Annotated in this window: 22 protein-coding genes and 1 riboswitch; of the genes, 20 read left to right on the forward strand and 2 right to left on the reverse strand. The window is 46.1% G+C overall.

The genetic code is table 11. The features are described from left to right. Positions 1-828, forward strand: a complete 828-nt coding sequence (flgL, locus tag AC2EXB_RS01160) for a flagellar hook-associated protein FlgL (protein ID WP_483603086.1) — start codon at positions 1-3, stop codon at positions 826-828. A gap of 244 nt (positions 829-1,072) precedes the next feature. On the opposite strand, the gene AC2EXB_RS01165 is transcribed toward flgL, so the two are convergent. Both AC2EXB_RS01165 and AC2EXB_RS01170 read right to left on the reverse strand, forming a co-directional pair. Next, positions 1,073-1,915, reverse strand: coding sequence for a flagellar hook-basal body protein (locus AC2EXB_RS01165; protein WP_483603088.1), 843 nt, complete (start codon positions 1,913-1,915; stop codon positions 1,073-1,075). Between the two features lie 18 nt (positions 1,916-1,933). After that, a complete protein-coding gene (locus AC2EXB_RS01170; RefSeq protein WP_483603090.1) occupies positions 1,934-2,788 on the reverse strand; it encodes a flagellar hook-basal body protein in 855 nt (284 codons plus the stop codon). Between the two features lie 215 nt (positions 2,789-3,003). After that, a riboswitch (cyclic di-GMP riboswitch) is annotated at positions 3,004-3,090 on the forward strand. Between the two features lie 83 nt (positions 3,091-3,173). Here AC2EXB_RS01170 and flgB point away from each other — a divergent pair. From flgB to flhB, 19 genes are all read left to right on the forward strand, one after another. After that, the gene (gene flgB / locus AC2EXB_RS01175) at positions 3,174-3,575 is read left to right on the forward strand and encodes a flagellar basal body rod protein FlgB (RefSeq protein ID WP_235197868.1); all 402 of its coding nucleotides are present in this window, start codon (positions 3,174-3,176) and stop codon (positions 3,573-3,575) included. 5 nt (positions 3,576-3,580) lie between these two features. Next, on the forward strand, positions 3,581-4,036 hold the full coding sequence (gene flgC / locus AC2EXB_RS01180) for a flagellar basal body rod protein FlgC (protein ID WP_483603091.1): 456 nt from the start codon (positions 3,581-3,583) through the stop codon (positions 4,034-4,036). Between the two features lie 317 nt (positions 4,037-4,353). Continuing rightward, positions 4,354-4,650 (forward strand): flagellar hook-basal body complex protein FliE, encoded by a 297-nt coding sequence (gene fliE / locus AC2EXB_RS01185; RefSeq protein WP_235197869.1) that lies wholly within the window; start codon positions 4,354-4,356, stop codon positions 4,648-4,650. A gap of 32 nt (positions 4,651-4,682) precedes the next feature. Next, positions 4,683-6,323, forward strand: coding sequence for a flagellar basal-body MS-ring/collar protein FliF (gene fliF, locus AC2EXB_RS01190; protein WP_483603092.1), 1,641 nt, complete (start codon positions 4,683-4,685; stop codon positions 6,321-6,323). An 11-nt stretch (positions 6,324-6,334) separates the two neighbouring features. Then, complete coding sequence (fliG, locus tag AC2EXB_RS01195) at positions 6,335-7,348, forward strand: flagellar motor switch protein FliG (protein ID WP_251478092.1); 1,014 nt, start codon at positions 6,335-6,337, stop codon at positions 7,346-7,348. Further along, positions 7,341-8,138 carry a FliH/SctL family protein gene (locus AC2EXB_RS01200; RefSeq protein ID WP_483603094.1) on the forward strand — a complete coding sequence of 266 codons (798 nt, stop codon included), beginning with the start codon at positions 7,341-7,343 and terminating at the stop codon, positions 8,136-8,138. The genes fliG and AC2EXB_RS01200 overlap by 8 nt, the downstream gene beginning before the upstream one ends. Further along, on the forward strand, positions 8,119-9,441 hold the full coding sequence (gene fliI / locus AC2EXB_RS01205; RefSeq protein WP_251478085.1) for a flagellar protein export ATPase FliI: 1,323 nt from the start codon (positions 8,119-8,121) through the stop codon (positions 9,439-9,441). Before AC2EXB_RS01200 ends, fliI begins: the two co-directional genes overlap by 20 nt. After that, positions 9,438-9,905, forward strand: coding sequence for a flagellar export protein FliJ (gene fliJ / locus AC2EXB_RS01210; protein ID WP_483603096.1), 468 nt, complete (start codon positions 9,438-9,440; stop codon positions 9,903-9,905). The genes fliI and fliJ overlap by 4 nt, the downstream gene beginning before the upstream one ends. Next, positions 9,902-11,227 carry a flagellar hook-length control protein FliK gene (locus AC2EXB_RS01215; protein WP_483603098.1) on the forward strand — a complete coding sequence of 442 codons (1,326 nt, stop codon included), beginning with the start codon at positions 9,902-9,904 and terminating at the stop codon, positions 11,225-11,227. Before fliJ ends, AC2EXB_RS01215 begins: the two co-directional genes overlap by 4 nt. 20 nt (positions 11,228-11,247) lie before the next feature. Beyond that, positions 11,248-11,715 carry a flagellar hook assembly protein FlgD gene (flgD, locus tag AC2EXB_RS01220; RefSeq protein ID WP_483603100.1) on the forward strand — a complete coding sequence of 156 codons (468 nt, stop codon included), beginning with the start codon at positions 11,248-11,250 and terminating at the stop codon, positions 11,713-11,715. 30 nt (positions 11,716-11,745) lie between these two features. After that, complete coding sequence (gene flgF, locus AC2EXB_RS01225; RefSeq protein ID WP_235197876.1) at positions 11,746-12,522, forward strand: flagellar basal-body rod protein FlgF; 777 nt, start codon at positions 11,746-11,748, stop codon at positions 12,520-12,522. 19 nt (positions 12,523-12,541) lie between these two features. Beyond that, entirely contained in the window at positions 12,542-12,787 is a 246-nt protein-coding gene (locus AC2EXB_RS01230; protein WP_483603102.1) for a flagellar FlbD family protein, read from the forward strand. A gap of 14 nt (positions 12,788-12,801) precedes the next feature. Continuing rightward, positions 12,802-13,791 carry a flagellar motor switch protein FliM gene (gene fliM / locus AC2EXB_RS01235; protein WP_483603104.1) on the forward strand — a complete coding sequence of 330 codons (990 nt, stop codon included), beginning with the start codon at positions 12,802-12,804 and terminating at the stop codon, positions 13,789-13,791. Continuing rightward, positions 13,781-14,845 (forward strand): flagellar motor switch phosphatase FliY, encoded by a 1,065-nt coding sequence (gene fliY / locus AC2EXB_RS01240; protein WP_483603106.1) that lies wholly within the window; start codon positions 13,781-13,783, stop codon positions 14,843-14,845. The genes fliM and fliY overlap by 11 nt, the downstream gene beginning before the upstream one ends. Before the next feature lie 26 nt (positions 14,846-14,871). Next, positions 14,872-15,537, forward strand: a complete 666-nt coding sequence (locus tag AC2EXB_RS01245) for a flagellar biosynthetic protein FliO (protein ID WP_483603107.1) — start codon at positions 14,872-14,874, stop codon at positions 15,535-15,537. After that, a complete protein-coding gene (gene fliP, locus AC2EXB_RS01250; protein WP_483603109.1) occupies positions 15,537-16,229 on the forward strand; it encodes a flagellar type III secretion system pore protein FliP in 693 nt (230 codons plus the stop codon). The genes AC2EXB_RS01245 and fliP overlap by 1 nt, the downstream gene beginning before the upstream one ends. Positions 16,230-16,245: 16 nt before the next feature. After that, on the forward strand, positions 16,246-16,515 hold the full coding sequence (fliQ, locus tag AC2EXB_RS01255) for a flagellar biosynthesis protein FliQ (protein WP_235197880.1): 270 nt from the start codon (positions 16,246-16,248) through the stop codon (positions 16,513-16,515). A gap of 9 nt (positions 16,516-16,524) precedes the next feature. Then, complete coding sequence (gene fliR / locus AC2EXB_RS01260) at positions 16,525-17,304, forward strand: flagellar biosynthetic protein FliR (protein ID WP_235197881.1); 780 nt, start codon at positions 16,525-16,527, stop codon at positions 17,302-17,304. Beyond that, positions 17,305-18,393 carry a flagellar biosynthesis protein FlhB gene (flhB, locus tag AC2EXB_RS01265; protein WP_483603111.1) on the forward strand — a complete coding sequence of 363 codons (1,089 nt, stop codon included), beginning with the start codon at positions 17,305-17,307 and terminating at the stop codon, positions 18,391-18,393. The last annotated feature ends 243 nt before the right edge of the window (positions 18,394-18,636 follow it).

The following is an 18,636-nucleotide window of genomic DNA, read 5'->3' on the forward strand; positions in this document are numbered from 1 at the left end:
ATGAGAGTCACTCAACAAATGCTGCATCAAAATTCGGTCCGCAACATGGGACAGAATTTGAGCCGCTTCGAAAAAACCAATAGCCAAGTGGCGTCCGGCAAAATGCTTGAGCTTCCATCGGATAACCCGAATGGCGTCAGCAAAGCGATGAGCCTGAAAAGCTCACTTGCCGCAAATGGCCAATACGAGAAAAATATAGATGAAACAAACTTGTGGTTGGATGAAACCGACCAGACAATCGGCAAGATGACAGACGTTATGCAGCGTGTCCGGGAACTAACGGTAAATGCGAGCAATGGGACTTTATCCGCTGAAGACCGAACGACCATCGCATCTGAAATCGAACAACTGAAAGAACAAATTTCCGAGTTTTCAAAAGCCAAAGTGAATGGCCAGGAATTGTTTGGAACGGAAAAGAAATTCACCGTCAGTGACGGCATTTCGATACCGGCGAATGTTTCGGCAGATAAGTTACTAGGACCGATTGTGGGAGATGCTAAGAATACAAAATCTCTGGATAAAGTTCTCGAAGACCTTGTCACAGCAATCAAAAATAGCGGAGAGATTTCAATCGATGAAATTGACACCAAAGTGGATCAGTTATTGAGCGTTCAATCCGAAATCGGAGCGCGCGCAAACCGAGTAGAAGCGTTTGAAAACCGCTTGCTCGACAATAATTTGCAGCTGAAAAAAATGCTTTCGAGCATTGAAGATGTCGACTATGCAGAGGCCATGATACGCTTGAAGAGCGAAGAAAGCGTCTACCAGGCAAGTCTTGCTTCTTCGGCTAAAATCATTCAACCCACATTAATGGATTTCTTGAGATAAGATAAATAAAAGCTGGATCCGTTCTTAATCGAACGGATCCAGCTTTTTGTTTTGTAATTTTTTCGTTAAGTTTTTATTGCATTCAGAGTTTGGCTTTAAGCGAAATTACCTGTTTGTGCTCCGAAATCACCCCTAGGGGACCTGAAATCACCCCAATCCCGTTCGAAATCACCCCTGGGCGACCTGAAATCACCCCGACCTCCAATAAAAAAGAAGCAGCTGCTTTCACAGTTGCTTCAAAATCTTATCCGCGAATTGTATTCACGAGCCCCATCATGTCGTCAGCGAAGGAAATGGCTTTCCCTTGCGACTGGATCAAGCGCTGTGTAGCAATCAGTTCGGTCATTTCTTCGGTCAAATCAACGTTCGACGTTTCAAGAGAGCCTTGATTGATCCGGAAGTTTTTATTGTTCTGCTGGCTGAGGTCTACTACCTGCAAAGTGCCGTTCGCCACCTGTTCCGCTTCTGTGCCAGGCAGCTGGTAGCGGTTGCCGCCGACTTTCTCAAGCAAGTTCGGACGGTTGATGTCTGCGATGCTCAATTGGATTTGCGTCGGCTGTTTGCCAGCGTCTTTATAAGTTACTTGCCAGGTACCGTTTTGATCGGCTTTAATCGAAGCGAAATCGTTATCGAATGAAATCGGGTTGTTGTTGCTGTCGAGTACTGCATCGCCGTTCGACGTCACGAGATTGACTTGGTTGGAGTTCAAGACGGGTTGGACTTGGAAAGAGCCGTCTTTTGTATAGAAAGTTTTTCCTTCAGAAGCTACCCGGAAAAAGGCGGAATTTCCTTGGATGCTGAAATCGAGCGGGCGATCCGTTTGCTGGATTGAACCTTGCTCGTTGCGAAGGCTCGTCTGCGTCACGCGTACACCTGAACCGACGCGCAAGCCGTTCGGCGTCACGCGGCCGATTTCATTATCAGCACCGGCTTGCCGCGTGATCGATTGGACGAGCGTATCCGAGAAATTAGCTTCTTGGCGTTTATAGCCGTTTGTATTGACGTTCGAAATATTATTCGCGATGACGTCGACTTTTTTCTGAAGTTCGCGCATGGACGTAGCGGCGGAATTCATTTGAATGTTCATCTCTTAAAGACCTCCAGGTTAAACGCGGCCAATTTCATTGACTGCTTTTTCCATGCTGCGGTCATAGGCCTGCAGCACTTTTTGATTTGTTTCAAAGCCGCGGTACGTGGCCATCATCTCGGTCATCGTCTGCGTAAGGTCGACATTCGACTGTTCAATAAACCCTTGCTTGACGAACGAACCGGAATTATTCAATAAAGCGACGGTTTCCGCATTTTGCGGCGCAGCATCCGGAGCGCCTTCCCAACGGAGCAAACCATGGCCTTCTTTAACAAATTGCTGCGGATTTTCGGTATAGCCAATCCATAGGCTATTTGTCGCATCTCCGTTTGCCAGAGTAATCTGGCCATTATCTGCTACGGTAAAGTCTGTCGAGTTAACGGGAATCGGTTGCATGTTTTGGCCAAGGACGTTATTGCCGTCTGCAGTTTTCAAGAATCCATCTGTACCAACGGAAAACTGTCCGTTTTTCGTATAGCGGACTTGTCCGTTGTCGCCTTGAACCGCAAAAACGAGTGATCCTCTTTGCCGGGTTTCGGGATTCACAGGAAGCAATTCATCCATAAGCGAAAAGTCCGTGTTATTGCCTGTATCTTTTAAAGCGCCTTGGGCAAAAGAAGGGATTCCTTCTTGAGCATAAACACCTGTATTCAACTGTCCAATTGTCGTTTGGGTGGATGGACCTTTTTGGCCGTTCGTTGAAACTTTTCCAGCTTCCATAGCTTTGATCAATTGCTCAGGAAATGCACGCAGCACGGTCTGATCTTCTTTAAAGCCGGGTGTAGCGGCATTCGCTAAATTATTTGTCAGGATTTGCTGCTGCCGATTATGGGCAAGCATTCCAGAAGTGGCTGTGTATAAACCACGGAACATAAGCGATTCTTCCTTTCGTACGAAAATGATAGAATATTACCGCGTTAGCATACCATATGACTGGGGCAAAAATATACACGAATATGGAAAAAATAGTACAAAAAATTTTTTGAGAGAAAAATATACAAAAATAAAAAAACATGATACTATAATTTGGTACAATTTTTTGAAAATGATACTTATTACCGAGTTTAAAAAGTAAAATAGTCGTATCATGTCGACAATGGCAAACTTTTTCGAAAGAAGAGGACGCAAAGCCACGGGCCTAAATATCCTCGATACAAGGTAGCCGGGTTGCCGAAGGATGGTAGGTTTTTTATAAATCCACCTTTTCTTAAGGGTGGATTTTTATATGAAAATCAATAAAAAGAAAAGGAGTCGAACGATGAATATCTTTCCTCAATCGTTTCAATCACTGGAACAAGCCTTGTCTGCATCGGCTTTAAAGCAAAAAGTCCATGCAGCGAATATCGCCAATGTCGATACCCCGAACTACAAAAGCAAGCAAGTGGATTTTCAATCGATCTTGAATAATGCAGCAGCCAACCAAAAAATGACTAGCTACAAAACCGATGCAAAGCATATCGAATTTAGTGGAGGGGCTTTGAATGCTACTCCTGGGATAAAGGAAAATAATTCCACTTCTTATAGTCCGAATGGTAACAACGTCGATATGGATCATGAAATGGCGGAGTTAGCGAAAAATCAACTACACTATAATGCATTGACAGAGCGAATTGGTGGAAAACTTAGCACTTTAAGCACTGTCATTAACGGAGGTAGGTAAGTAAAATGAGCTTGTTTAATGGATTGAATATTAGTGCTTCAGGTTTAACGGCAAACCGCTTGCGCATGGACGTCGTATCCTCTAATATTGCAAACGCAAATACGACGAGAGCTGAATTGGTGAACGGGGAATGGGTTCCTTACCGCCGTAAATCAGTTCAATTGTCCCAAAGCGGCATCTCACCTTTTCAACAACAACTTCAATCGGCCATGAGCAAAGGAAACTCCCAAGTCTCCGGCGTCGCCGTTTCCAAAATTGAAGAAGACCCAACCCCTTTCGTCCAGACTTATGATCCAACCAATGCTGATGCGGATGAAAATGGTTATGTCCAATCACCGAATGTAGACCCGATCAAAGAAATGGTCGACCTTATGTCTGCAACCCGTTCCTATGAAGCGAATGTCACGGCGATGAACGCGTCGAAAAGCATGTTCATGAAAGCATTGGAAATCGGAAAATAATACCTAATATAAGTTGAATTGAAGAATTAGCTTTTACACACCGCTTCGGCCGCTCTGGGCAAAGCTCCCGCAATAAGCCGAGAAGGACGCTCGTCTTATTGCTCCGCTCAGCCCGGGGACGCGCCGGCGCTAAAAGATACCTTGATATGGAGCAAAACAGCGGAGACTCCTGCGGGACTAGCGAAGTGCTGAGATCCACTCGGGCGTATAGCCCGAGTTAGCTTAGCGCGAGCCCGCGGAAAGCGTAGCTGTTTTGTGGAATATCAGTTACAGCTATTCAGTTCAACTTATATAATCACATCGTAACGGAGGCCATGATGGAAAAAATAAGTCAGATCCAAACCCCTTTTATCCAAAACCAATCAATCGCAAAACCCCAAACTGAAAACAAGACGGAAGGATTTAGCGAAATTTTTAAAAACCAATTAGAAGAAGTCAATAAGCTTCAAAATACTTCAGATAAATTAACAAATCAGCTCGTGACCGGTGAAGTGGAAGATGTTTCACAAGTAATGGTCGCAGCTCAGAAAGCCAGTCTTTCTTTGCAGCTTACGGTACAAGTCCGCAACAAAGTAGTGGAAGCCTACCAAGAAGTGATGAGAATGCAATTATGATTCTTAATGCAAAGAAGAGGGATGTATGATTCATGAAAGAAAAATTAACCGGTTATAAAAACAAGGCTCAAGAGTCCTGGGGCAATTTATCACCGACGATCAAATGGACGGTGGCAGGATCGTTTTTTGCAACAATTGTGCTGATTTCTGTTTTTGTGTTCATGAATTCCAAGACAGACTATGCAGTCCTGTATTCGGACCTGTCCGCATCAGAGGCAGGCGAAATCAAAGCTGCCATTGAAGGGCAAGGAATTCCTGTCGAAGTTTCAGCAGACAGCAAAACGATCAGCGTCCCGGCAGAACAAGTTTCTAATTTGAAAGTAAGCCTAGCGGCGGATGGCATTCCTGAGAGCGGCAACGTAAACTACAGTATTTTCAGTGAAAATATGGGTTTAGGAATGACCGACCGCCATTTTGATGTCGTCGAACGCGATGCGATGCAAAATGAACTTGCAGGTTTGATTAAACAAATCGATGGTGTGAATGAAGCGAACGTCATGATCACACTTCCAAAAGAAAATATTTGGATCACTGAAGAAGAGCAAGTTGCAACAGCTTCTGTTGTTGTTCAAGGAGATCCTGGTTTTCAATTGGACCAAAAACAAGTAAATGGCTTATACCATTTGATCAGCAAGAGTGTACCGAGCTTGCCCGCAGAAGAAATTGTCATCATGGACCAGAACGGACAAGCTTTTGAAATGATAGAAGAAGGCCAGATGGACACGACGTTATCTGTCTATCAGCAGCAAAGAGAAATCAAACAGGATATCGAAAAAGACATCCAGCGCGAATTGCAGCAAATGCTCGGCATGACGCTCGGCCAAGATAAAGTGGTTGTATCGGTTATGGCGAGTGTCGACTTTACAAAAGAAAAGCGCGAAGAAAACTTGGTGGAGCCGGTCAATACAGAAACCGGTGAAGGCATAGATTTGAGCGTTGAGCGAATTGTTGAGTCGTATTCGAGCGAAGGCGCAGTTGTAGAAGAAACAACCGGAACCGGTGATACGGAAATTGCGAACTACCCGGCAGCTGGAGAAGGCGGAACGAGCGAATCTGAAAAAACAGAAGAGCGGATCAACCGGGAAGTCAATCGCATCAACCGGCAGATTGAAGCAAGCCCTTATATCATTGATGATTTGACGGTAAACGTAGGAGTTGAACCTCCGAATCCACAGAACGTTGCGAGTTTGACGCAGGAAAATATCGATGACATCAGCAACTTATTGAAAAACACAGTAGCGACAGCATTAAGCATGAACGGTACGGAAGTGACGGAAGAAGACTTGGACGACCGGATATCGGTTTTTGCAACGGAATTCCAAGGGAAACCGCAACTTGTTGAAGAAAAACCGGTAGTGACTTCATGGTGGAGTAAAATCCCGGATGGCATTCTTTTAGGAGTTGCCGGAGCGATGGCGTTATTGATCATCGTATTGATCGTTGTATTAGTGAAACGCAGAAGAAAAGTCGATGAATATGACGATGTAGATCTGGACTTCGATATGTTTGAACAGCCAGTCCTTGATGGCGGCGGAATCAACGAAATCGAAGAGATCGATTTGTCGGAACTGGGCTCAAAATCAAATCCGAAGCGTAAGACAATTGAGAAACTGGCTAAAGAACGCCCGGAAGATTTCGCGAAATTGTTGCGCTCATGGATGGCAGATGAATAGGAGAATGGCGCATGTCTAAACGGACAAAAGGATTAAGCGGCGTCCAGAAAGTAGCCGTTTTACTGGTCGGATTAGGGCCGGAAGTATCTGTTGAGATATTCAAGCAGCTGACTGAGGCGGAAATCGACCAATTGACTTTGGAAATTTCCAATGTGCGGCAGTTGAAAAACAGCCAGACGGAACAAGTACTCAATGAATTTTACGGCATGATTCTTGGGCAGGATTTTATGAATGAAGGCGGTTTGGATTACGCGAGGGATATTTTGGAAAAAGCGCTCGGGAAAGATAAGGCGCTCGAAACGATCGGCCGTTTGACGAGCCGTTTGGAAGTGAAACCTTTCAGTTTCGCCAGAAAAGCAGATCCGAATCAGATCTTAACGATTTTGCAGCATGAACATGCACAGACAATTGCCTTGGTTTTATCGTATTTAGATCCAAAACAAGCTTCACAAATTCTTTCGCAATTGCCGCCTGCTAAGCAAGCAGAAGTGGCAAAGCGAATTGCCATGATGGAAAGTACTTCTCCGGAAGTGATCCATCAAGTAGAACAGATTTTAGAACGCAAACTTTCAGCAACGGGTTCACAAGATTACACATCCACAGGCGGCGTAGAAGCCATCGTCAAAGTGTTGAGCAAAGTGGACCGCGGCACGGAAAAAGCGATTCTGACAGAACTCGAAATGGAGTCTCCGGAATTGGTCGAAGAAATCAAGAAACGCATGTTTGTCTTTGAGGATATTGTTCTTCTCGATACACGCACCATTCAGCGCATTATTCGCGAAGTGCAGGACATCGATTTGGTGTATGCATTGAAAGTGGCGAACGAAGACGTCAAAGAAGGCATCTACCGCAATATTTCAACGCGCCGTGCAGACAGCATCAAAGAAGAAATCGACACAATGGGCCCGATCAAGCTGAAAGATGTCGAAAATGCCCAAACGAATATTGTTTCCTTGGTTCGCAGCTTAGAAGAAAAAGGTGAAATTACAGTAGCCCGCGGAGAAGGGGAGGAAATGATTGTCTAATATCATTCGTTCCTATCCGTCTTCCAAACTGGAAAAGAAAATTATTCGCACAAAAAAGATTGAAAATAAGGCATTCCAAATAGAGGTCCCAGAATTGGACCCCGTGCAACAAAAACAGAGTTTATTGCAGGAAATTGAATCGCTGAAATTGCAGCATGAAAACTTGCGGAATCAAATCAACCTTGACCAGCAACAAGCACAGCTTGAGATGGCAAATTGGCGCGATTCGCAGCGAGAACAAGCTGAAATCGAAGCGAAGAACTTGGCCGAGCAAGCGGCAGAACAAGGTTTTCAATCGGGTTTTGATGCCGGTATGGCTCAAGCTTCAGAAGAATACCGGGAAAAACGTATGTATATGCAAGAACTGATTGAACAAGCTTATGAAGAAAAAGCGAAAATCGTAAAACAGGCTGAACCGTTCCTGCTATCAATGAGTGTCCGGATTGCTGAAAAAATCGTAAAAAAAGAACTCAAACAGCATGACGATCAATTATTGAACATCGTCCAGCTTGCACTTAAGCATCTCGAAGAGTCGGAAGATGTCGTGATGCAAGTGGCTTTAGAAGACTACCCGATACTATTACCCTTCTTCGATGAACTTAAAACCTATATTCGCGGAGATTCCGAATTAAAATTAATTCCGGTCGCCAATCTTTCAAAAGGCGGCTGCATGATCCATACAGCGAGCGGCTCTTATGACGCCACAGTCAGCGGGCAGCTCGAAGAAATCAAACGCCAATTACTCGCTTATAGTGAGGAGCAGACAAATAATGAACCAACGCACAGATGAGTACCTGGAGCTATTAGAAGAAATCGAACCGGTGAAAAAGCACGGCAAAGTGATTCAAGTCATCGGACTTACGATTGAATCGAAAGGGCCTTATGCGAAAATCGGTGAACTTTGTCTTTTGTACCCAAACCATTACGAGCGGCCGATCGAAGCGGAAGTGGTCGGCTTTAAAGAGAATAAGATTTTATTGATGCCGCTGCAGGATCTTTCACAAGTCGGACCGGGCTGTTTGGTCGTCGCAACGGGGGTTCCGCTGCAGATCAAAGTAGGGCCGTCCATTCTCGGGAAAATCCTGGACGGCACCGGCAAACCGCTCGATGAGAGCACATTGCCTGCCGGATTAACGAAGTATTCGACGAACAATATGCCGCCGAATCCGTTAAAGCGCCCGCGCATCACTAAGTCTTTGGAAGTCGGTGTCCGTGCCATTGATGGACTCTTGACAGTCGGACAAGGCCAGCGCATCGGCGTATTTGCCGGAAGCGGCGTCGGAAAAAGTACCTTGCTCGGGATGATCGCACGAAATACAGAAGCGGACATCAACGTCATCGCATTGATCGGCGAGCGGGGACGCGAAGTCCGGGACTTTATCGAACGTGATCTCGGTCCTGAAGGGTTGAAGAAATCTGTGGTCGTCGCAGCGACATCCGATCAGACACCGCTTCAGCGCATCAAAGGGGCATTGACAGCGACAGCCATTGCGGAATATTTCCGCGACCAAGGCAAAAACGTCATGCTGATGATGGACTCTGTTACGCGTTTCGCGATGGCGCAGCGTGAAGTCGGCCTCGCTGTAGGGGAGCCGCCGACCAGTAAAGGCTACACGCCTTCTGTATTCGCGCTGCTGCCGAAGCTGCTGGAACGGTCCGGAACTTCAAGCAAAGGATCGATCACTGCATTCTACACCGTCCTCGTTGACGGTGATGATATGAACGAACCGATTGCCGATGCAGTCCGCGGGATTCTCGACGGCCACATTGTACTCGACCGGAAGATTGCCCAAAAAGGGCAGTTCCCGGCAATCAATATCATGTCGAGCGTCAGCCGTGTCATGCACGAAGTCGCAACAAAAGAACACAACCAGGCTTCAGTGGAATTCAAACGGCTGCTTGCAGCGTACGAATCTTCCGAAGACCTGATCAATATCGGTGCTTACAAGAGCGGCGCCAATAAAGAAATAGACGATGCCATCCGTTCCTATCCGCTGATCCGTGAATTCCTGCAGCAGGATATCTACGAAAAAGCCAAGCTTGATGAAAGTGTTGAACGGTTAACCGCACAATTTGGAGGAATCAAAACGTGACACAATTCAACTTTCGATTTCAAAAGATCCTTGATTTAAAAGGAAATGAAAAAGGGTTTGCACAAATCCAAATGGCCGATGCCATCAAACAACAAGAAGCAGGATACGAACGCAATGCGATTATCTATCAAAAGCTTGCAGAAGCTGAACACATGAAAAATGAGAAGCAAGAAGACGGCGTCAACATCTCTGAACTCCGCATGCTTGTCAATTACATCCACCAGCTGCAGGAGCAATTGCTTTCTTCCAACCGGGAACTGGAGCGGCTGCAGAACAATGTCTCCAGATCCCAAAATCATTTGCAGGAAAAAGCACAGGAAGAAAAAACCTGGGACAACTTGAAACAGCATAAAGCCGACCTGTTCCATGAGCAGAATAAAGTCATCGAACAGAATTTCTTCGATGAACTGGCCAGTACGCGTTTCTACCGCACATCCCAATCCAATATCGCTGAAAGAAGGTGAATCCGATCGACGCCTTGAAGGTATCTTTTCAACCAGCGGTCAACCAGACCGCAAAAGCTTCTAAAACAAAAACAGAAGGAACAGCTGCAGAACTCGGCACCTTTTCTCAGCTTTTAGCTTCTGCTACCGCTGAAACAACGGAAACAGGCTCTGAACCGACGGCGGAAATCCAAGCGCAGCTGGAAGAAATCTTGAAGGCCCTTCAGGATTTGCCCGAAGAAGAATTAGCGCCTGAGCAGCAGGAAATGCTCTCAGCCGTTGTCCAGCTCTTGTCCCTTCAAGTGAAACAGCTTGAAACAAGTCTGGAAGAACAAAATTTGATTCAAGCAAAACCGAAAAATCCAGAAGTTGTCCCCGCCGCACAATCCGGAGACCAACAAACGACATCGGTTTTATTGCAGCAGATTCAACAGAAACTCCAGCAATTGATGAATAACGATATTACAGAGTTCGATATACCTAGAGAATTTGTGGGGGTTGAAACAGAAATTCTTTCTGCAGATCCTGAACAGCTTGAACAAGCAGTAAAACAATTAACCCAAATGGTCCAAGAGCTTGAAAATGCAGAAGCGGTGAGCGGTAAACCGACTGCTTCTCAACAGTCAGAGAAGATGGAGCAAGTAATGAAACAACTGGCTCAATTAAATCTGGATGTTGAAGCCCAAGGCCTACCGGCAGAAGCGGCTAAGCCGCCGCTAGCTGAAGGTGGGCGAATGACTCAAACACCCTCTGCTTTTCAAGCCTTAGAAATAGAGAATTTTTCAGTAGAGTCGGCTCCGCAAACAGAAGCTACTGCAGCTCCGGTTGAAAGTGCAAAAGCACAAACTGTTCAACCGGCACCTCGGGCGGAAACACCCGTAGTGCGCATGGCCAATTTAATGGAGGACTTAAGCGGACTGCTTCGCGGATCGATGCGCTTGAGCGGAACTGGTGAAAACGCCCAAATCAAAGTGAGCATTTTCCCTGAACATCTCGGACACTTGGATATCCGGTTGACGACAGTTGACGGCAAAGTGGCAGCGCAGATTTTCACGAGCAGTTTGATGGCAAAAGAAGCGATTGAAATGCAGCTGAACCAGCTGCGCAATACGATGCTTCAGCAAGGCGTCAATCTCGACCGCATCGAAATCACACAGCAAAGCGCGGAGCAATCATTTGGACAGCAAACGGCGAACCCGGAACAGCGCTCCAATCAGCAGCAAAAACAAGGCACGCCGAACAATAAAAACGGTTATCAGCGAATTGAAGAGGAAGTGGCAGCCGCAACTAGCCGCCGCCAAGCTCCAGACGGTTCAATGATGAAAGTCGATTATACAATTTAACCGGAGAAAGGAGCGTTTCCATGAATGTAGCCAATTCAACTTCAGTCAACACGCAGTCAACCGCCGCAACAAAAGCGACCGAGCCAAGCAACGCGCTCGGCAAAGACGCATTCCTGCGGATTCTGGTGACACAAATGAAAAACCAGAACCCGCTTGAACCGTTGAAAGATACCGAGTTCATTGGCCAGATGGCTCAGTTCAGCAGCCTTGAGCAATTGACGAACTTGAACACGACGATGACCAAATTCGTCGGCGGCCAAGGCAACTCATCCTTAAGCGACTACGCGGATTTGATCGGCAAGAAAGTTTCCTATGAACAAACCGAAAACGGAGAAGTGAAATCAGGGGAGGGCATCATCAAAGCCGTATCGATGAAAAACGGCGAAGTGGTGTTTGAACTTCAAGATCTAGACGCAAAACTGCCAATCGGTTCTATCCAACGCATCGAACAAGCCACGGAATTAAAAAATGAACAGGAGACCGTCTGATCCAGTCGGTACTCGAAAGGGGAAAATCACATGTTGCGTTCAATGTATTCAGGTGTTTCAGGTATGAAAGGCTTTCAAACAAAATTAGACGTTATCGGAAACAATATTGCTAACGTCAATACAATCGGCTACAAGAAAAGCACAATCAACTTCCAGGATTTGCTGAGCCAGAACTTGTCAGGCAGCGGCGTGAACCCAATGCAAGTTGGATTGGGCTCAATGACTTCTTCTGTAAATACGATCCATACACCAGGGTCTTCAATGACGACGGGCGTTGGTACAGATATGTCGATCATGGGCGAAGGTTTCTTCGTTGTCCAAGATCCTGACAATGCAGCTAATCGGTTTTTGACGCGAGCAGGCAATTTTGTTTTAGATAACACCGGCCAACTCGTTAACTCTCAAGGATACCAAGTAGTAGGAACGAACGGTCCGATTACCATTAACCCGCAAACTTATGATTCATTCACAATTAATGGTCAAGGTGAAGTTTATGCGAAAAACGCAGCTGGCGTTGAAACTTTAATTGCGAACATCGGAATTTCAAATCCGCCAAACCCTTCAGGATTGAATAAAGTCGGCGGTTCACTTTATGAAATCACAAACGCTTCAGGTGGATCTACTGCTGTACAGACAGTAGCAGCAGCTAATACACAATTAGGAACCGGCATGTTAGAAATGTCAAACGTTGACCTTACGGAAGAGTTTACGGAAATGATCGTAGCGCAACGTGGATTCCAAGCAAACTCACGGACAATCACCACTTCTGATGAAATTCTTCAAGAAGTTGTTAACTTGAAACGCTAATTTGGGAGGGACAGGCTGAGTGAGGGGATGCCCCTTCTCAGCTGCTTATATGATCAAATTGACAAAATTGAACCGGACGCCGTTTACGCTGAATGCGATTTACATCGAACGGGTTGAAACGATTCCAGATACAGTGGTCACCATGCTTTCCGGCAAGAAGATCCATGTGCTGGAATCAGTGGATGAAGTCATCGACAAAGTGACGGCTTACTATCAGAAGATCAATCTTCTGCCTAGTCTGCAAAATCCGAATTGGAATGAATGAAGGGAGGGACAACGGTGGAAAATTTATTGACGGATGAAAACATTGAGGCGCTGCTTGCGACCATTAAAGAAGAAGCGCCGAAGCCGAAAGTGGAAATGAAGAAACGGAAAGTGCAGACTTACGATTTCAAAAAAGCGCTGCGCTTCTCACAAGACCAGATCCGGACATTGACGCGGATCCACGAAAACTATGCACGGTTGCTGACTTCGTATTTATCGACTTTATTGCGGAGCTACGTACAGATTTCTGTAACTTCGGTTGAACAATTCTCTTATGAAGAATTCATCCGCAATGTGCAGAAGAAATCGGTGCTGGGCGTTTTCAAAGCTGCGCCGCTCCAGGGCAGCATGCTGATGGAATTTTCTCCGGATGTCACTTATATCATGCTCGACAGAATGCTCGGCGGCCAAGGCGACATTGCCCCGGAACCGAGTGATCTGACTGAAATTGAATTGAGCGTCATCGAGCGGGTCTTCATCAATGCATTAAACAGCTTTCAGGAAGCCTGGTCTTCGGTCGTGAAATTAAATACGGAACTAAAGGAAATTGAAGTGAATCCTCAATTCCTGACGACTTCGCCGCCGAATGAAACTGTCATTCAGGTTTCCTTGCATGCAAAGATCGGCGAAGTCGACGGCATGATTAATATTTGCCTGCCGCATGTTGTCTTAGAACAAGTCTTGCCAAAATTGTCGGCGCGCCACTGGCTGGCCAATCAGAAAAAAGCGATTGAGAGCCATGAAGCGGTTGCGCTTGAAAAGAAAGTACAGAACACCCACATGGAAGTCCGGGCAGTACTTGGGAAATCGATGATCGAAGTCGGCGATTTCCTGAACTTGAAAATCGGCGATGTGATTCGGCTTGACGAAGCTTACGACGATCCGGTTGTCGTGATGGTCGATGAAAAACAGAAATTCTTTGCGCAGCCCGGTGTTTCAAAGGGCCGGACAGCTGTACAAGTCACTGCGGTTTACGGAGAAGGAGAAGAATCGAATGACAACTGAGAAATTGTCTCCAGATGAAATCAATGGCCTGCTTGGCCAAGGAGCGGAGGGAAAACCGATGTCCACAAATACATTATTGCAAGTTGAAAAAGAAGCCTTAACCGAATTGCTGAATGTTTCACTCGGCGGTTCATCCACAGTGCTTTCCACCCTGTTCACAGAACAAGCGAAAGTGAGCACGCCTTCCATCTCCATCAAACGAAAAGACGATTTACTATCGGCGACTGCCGCTCCTTTCTTCGTTGTACTCGGGGAATATACAGGAGGCGCAGAAGGCATCCAGATTCTATCGGTCAATAAAAGCGATGTCCACATGATGGCAAAAGCGATGGATGCAGAAACTGAAGCGGAAGATATGGAGAAACAATTCCAGATGCTCCAGGAAATGATCACAGCGATGTTTGCTTCAGTGACCCAGTCGATGGAAGCTGTGCTTGAACAGGACATTTCCTACTCACTTTCGGGCATGGATGTCGTGGAAAAACAAAAAGATTTTCCGGTATCAAAATTCACCCAAGAAGAATGGTTCGTTGAAGCGGGCTTCCAAGTGAAAGTCGGCAGCTTGAACAAAGCGGATTTCCATCTTTGCATTCCGGTGCAGCTGGCGAAACAATTAGTGGGGATTTTAACGAATGACATACAGGAAGAGTACGTAGAGGAGCCACATCAGATGCAATTTGAATCGAACAACCAAACGCAGTCAACCAGCAAGCTAAGACGGACAAACGAAGAACCGAATATCCAATCGGTGCAGTTTTCGAGTTTTGATGAAACGGCTTCTGTCCAATCCGAACCGAATAATTTGAACATGCTGCTGGACATTCCGCTTCAAGTAACAGTGGAACTTGGGCGTACAAAACGCATGGTCAAAGAAATCCTCAGTGTTTCCCACGGTTCCATCATTGAACTGGATAAGTTAGCCGGAGAACCGGTTGATATATTGATCAACAATAAATTGATCGCGGTAGGAGAAGTGGTCGTCATCGATGAAAACTTCGGCGTCCGCGTCACCGACATTCTAAGTACAGCAGACCGCATTTCCAAATTGCGCTAATGCTTGAAGCAAGGAGAACATCGAGTTTGAACCAGAAAAAAACTTTTTATGCAGCAATGGCCATCTTTTTCTTATCTCTTTTTGCATGGTTCACGCCGGCTGCAGCTTATGCAGCGGCGGATACGAACGTCACGGACTGGTTGGAAGAAAAAGATAGCGACGCAGAACAGCCGGCTGAAACCGTAGCAGTAGAACCGGTGGAAAAGCAAAGCTTCGTATCGATTATTGCCAAACTCTTTTTCTTTACGGCGTTGATCGTCGTGCTGATCTACGGATTGATAAAGTTCTTAGCAGTCCGCCAGCAAAAACTGCAGCCGAACCAGGCTGTCAAATTGATGGGCGGCACCCCGCTCGGGAATAATAAGTCGCTGCAGCTTGTCAAAGTCGGCGGCAAAATCTACATGATCGGTGTTGGAGACGAAGTCACGTTGATCAAAGAATTCACGGATGAAATGGAAGTTGGCTCAATCGAAAAAGATTTGGAGAAACAGCCGACCATCTTCTCGAATCCGAAGTTCAAACTGCCAACGAAACTTTTTGGCGGAACGGCGGAACCGACAGAAATCGAAATGCAGTCCGACCGAGGCTTTGAGAATTTATTCAAACAAAGTTTGAGCAAACAAAAGCAGAAACAGCAGCAGTTCGAACAGCGGCTTTCTGAGAGCGACGATGATAAAGAAGGTAATTCATAATGATGCTAGATATTCTTTCGTTCATAAATATTCCAGGCATCGACATCGGCGGCAGTGATGCGCCGGAAGATGTGGGTACGACGCTCCAGCTTTTTGCGCTTTTGACGATTTTGTCGCTGGCACCGGGAATTCTCATCATGATGACAAGTTTTGCACGCATCATCATCGTGTTGTCGTTTGTCCGCACAGGGCTCGGCACCCAGTCGATGCCGCCGAACCAAGTGTTGGTCGGCCTGGCCTTATTCCTAACTTTTTTCATCATGACACCGGTGTTCACGGAAATAAACGAAACGGCGCTTCAACCGTATTTATCAGGTGAAGTGACCCAGGAAGAAGCGCTCGACAGTGCATCGCTTCCGATCAAGACCTTTATGGCAGAACATACACGTGAGAAAGATCTCGCCTTGTTCTTTAAATATGCCGGCCTCGAAAAACCGGACAGCATCGCAGAAATTCCGCTGACTTCCTTGATTCCGGCGTTTGCCATCAGTGAATTGAAGACGGCGTTCCAAATCGGATTCGTTATTTTCATCCCGTTCTTGATCATCGATATGGTCGTGGCCAGTACGTTAATGGCGATGGGGATGATGATGCTTCCGCCGGTAATGATTTCGTTGCCATTTAAAATCTTATTATTTGTCTTAGTTGACGGCTGGTATTTGATCATCGAATCCTTGCTGGTCAGCTTCTAGCGAAGGGAAGAACACGATGACACCAGATGTAGTAATTAAACTCGCGGAACAATCGATTTATATGATTCTGATCATTTCTGCACCGATGCTCTTGATCGCGCTTGGCGTCGGCTTACTGGTCAGTATTTTTCAGGCGATGACGCAAATCCAGGAACAGACTTTAGCCTTCATTCCGAAAATCTTGGCCGTGTTCTTGTCGATCATCATCTTCGGACCGTGGATGCTGACGCTGCTGCTGGATTTCACAAGAGATCTATTCCAGCAGCTTCCGCAAATGATCGGGTAGGGGACGCATATGGAAGAAATTCTTCAAGCATTGCCGTATTTCCTTTTAATCTTAGTCCGCATCAGCAGCTTCTTTATCATCGCGCCGCTGTTTTCACAGCGCGGTGTACCGACGCAGTTCAAACTGGGGCTTGCCGCTTTTCTTTCCTTGCTGGCGCTGTCCGCATTGCCGGTAGAAGAGACGCTTGCGCTGGACGGCTATTACATCATGATGGTCATCAAGGAATTCGGCGTCGGCATTGCACTCGGTTTTACCGCTGCACTCGTCCTGTATACCGTCCAGATTGCCGGCGCGTTCATCGATTTTCAAATGGGTTTCGCGATGGCGAGTGTCATGGATCCGCAGACAGGATCGCAAGTGCCGATTATCGGACGTTTTAAATACATTCTTGCCTTGTTGTTCCTATTGACGGTCAATGGCCATCACTTGATGCTCGACGGCGTCATGCAGAGCCTGCAGACGATTCCGGTCGAATCGTTGTCTTTTGACATCAAGTTTGAAGACCTTGCAAAGTTTATATCGGATCTTTTCGTTGAAATGTTTATGGTTGCGCTGCAAATTTCTTTGCCGATTGTCGGATCTTTGTTTTTAGTGGATGTGGCACTCGGGATTTTAGCGAAAACCGTTCCGCAATTAAACATTTTTGCTGTCGGTTTCCCGGTGAAAATCTTAGTGGGCTTTGTATTATTGATGTTTTCAATGCCCTTTTTCTTTTATTTGCTGCAAATGTTATTCGGACAGATCATGGAAAGCATGGCGGAGTTGACCCGCTTAATAGGGGGAGCATAGATGGCACGGAGATTGACCTTGGACCTGCAGTTTTTCTCAGGCGAAAAAACAGAAAAAGCGACGCCTCAGAAACGGCAGGAATCCAAGCGGAAAGGGCAGGTTGCCAAAAGCCAGGAATTGCCCGCAGCCATGATCATGATCGGCGGCATCATGCTGCTAAGCTTTCTTGGCGGCTGGATGCTGGATCAAATCTTGGCTATCTACCGCGTGAGCTTCACCCAGTATATCGGCTGGGAATGGACACCGAAAAACGTCCGGACCTTGTTTGAACAAATGACCTTCGATGCCATGCTGTTGATGGCGCCGATTATGGGAGTTGCTATTATCTTCGGCATCCTCGGAAACTTCGTCCAAGTGGGTGCCATGTTTACAACTGAACCATTAAAAGCCCAATTGAGCCGGTTAAACCCCATACAAGGCGCGAAGAAAATCTTTGCGGTCCGTGCGCTTGTCGAACTGGCAAAATCGCTCGCGAAGATTGCGATTATCGGCTACGCCGCATTCAGTGTCCTTTGGGGAGAAAAAGATGAACTGTTTTTATTGTCGCAGAAAAGCCTTAGCTACTCGCTGAGCTTCATCGGCGGATTAACGCTGAAAATGGCGCTTGTGGCCGCCATTATTTTATTGATATTAGCTGTATTTGACTATATGTACCAAAAATACGAATTTGAAAAAGGCATCAAGATGTCGAAACAGGACATCAAAGATGAATACAAGAAATCCGAAGGGGATCCTTTGATCAAACAGAAAATCAAAGAAAAGCAGCGTTCGATGAGTATGAACCGCATGATCCAGGACCTTCCATCAGCTGATGTGCTGATCGTCAACCCGACGCATTACGCCATCGCCATCAAATACGACGCGGAAACAATGGCCGCGCCGACTGTCATTGCCATGGGGAAAGACCATCTGGCACTGAAACTCAAAGAAAAAGCGAAAGAATTTGGCGTTGTGATTATGGAAAACAAACCGCTCGCCCGCGCATTATACGCACAAGTGGATGTAGGGGACCCTGTCCCGGAAGACTTGTTCCTCGCGGTCGCAGAAGTTTTAGCATATATATACCGGTTAAAAGGAAAGATTAGTTGAGTTAAATGAAATTAACTTTTATAGTCGCTTCAGCGCTTAAGAACTTATAAATATCAAATAATATATTTTTTCTAAACGGGATTCGGAGCAAAACAACGGAGACTCCCGCGGGATAGCGAAGTGCCGAAATCCACTTTGGCGTTTAGCCAAAGTTAGTTCGGCGCAAGCCCGCAGGAAAGCGTAGTTGTTTTGCGGAGTATCCGTGACAATAGCGAAAACAATCAATCCAATTATAAAGAGTGA

It is taken from the genome of Planococcus alkaliphilus (assembly GCF_057031095.1).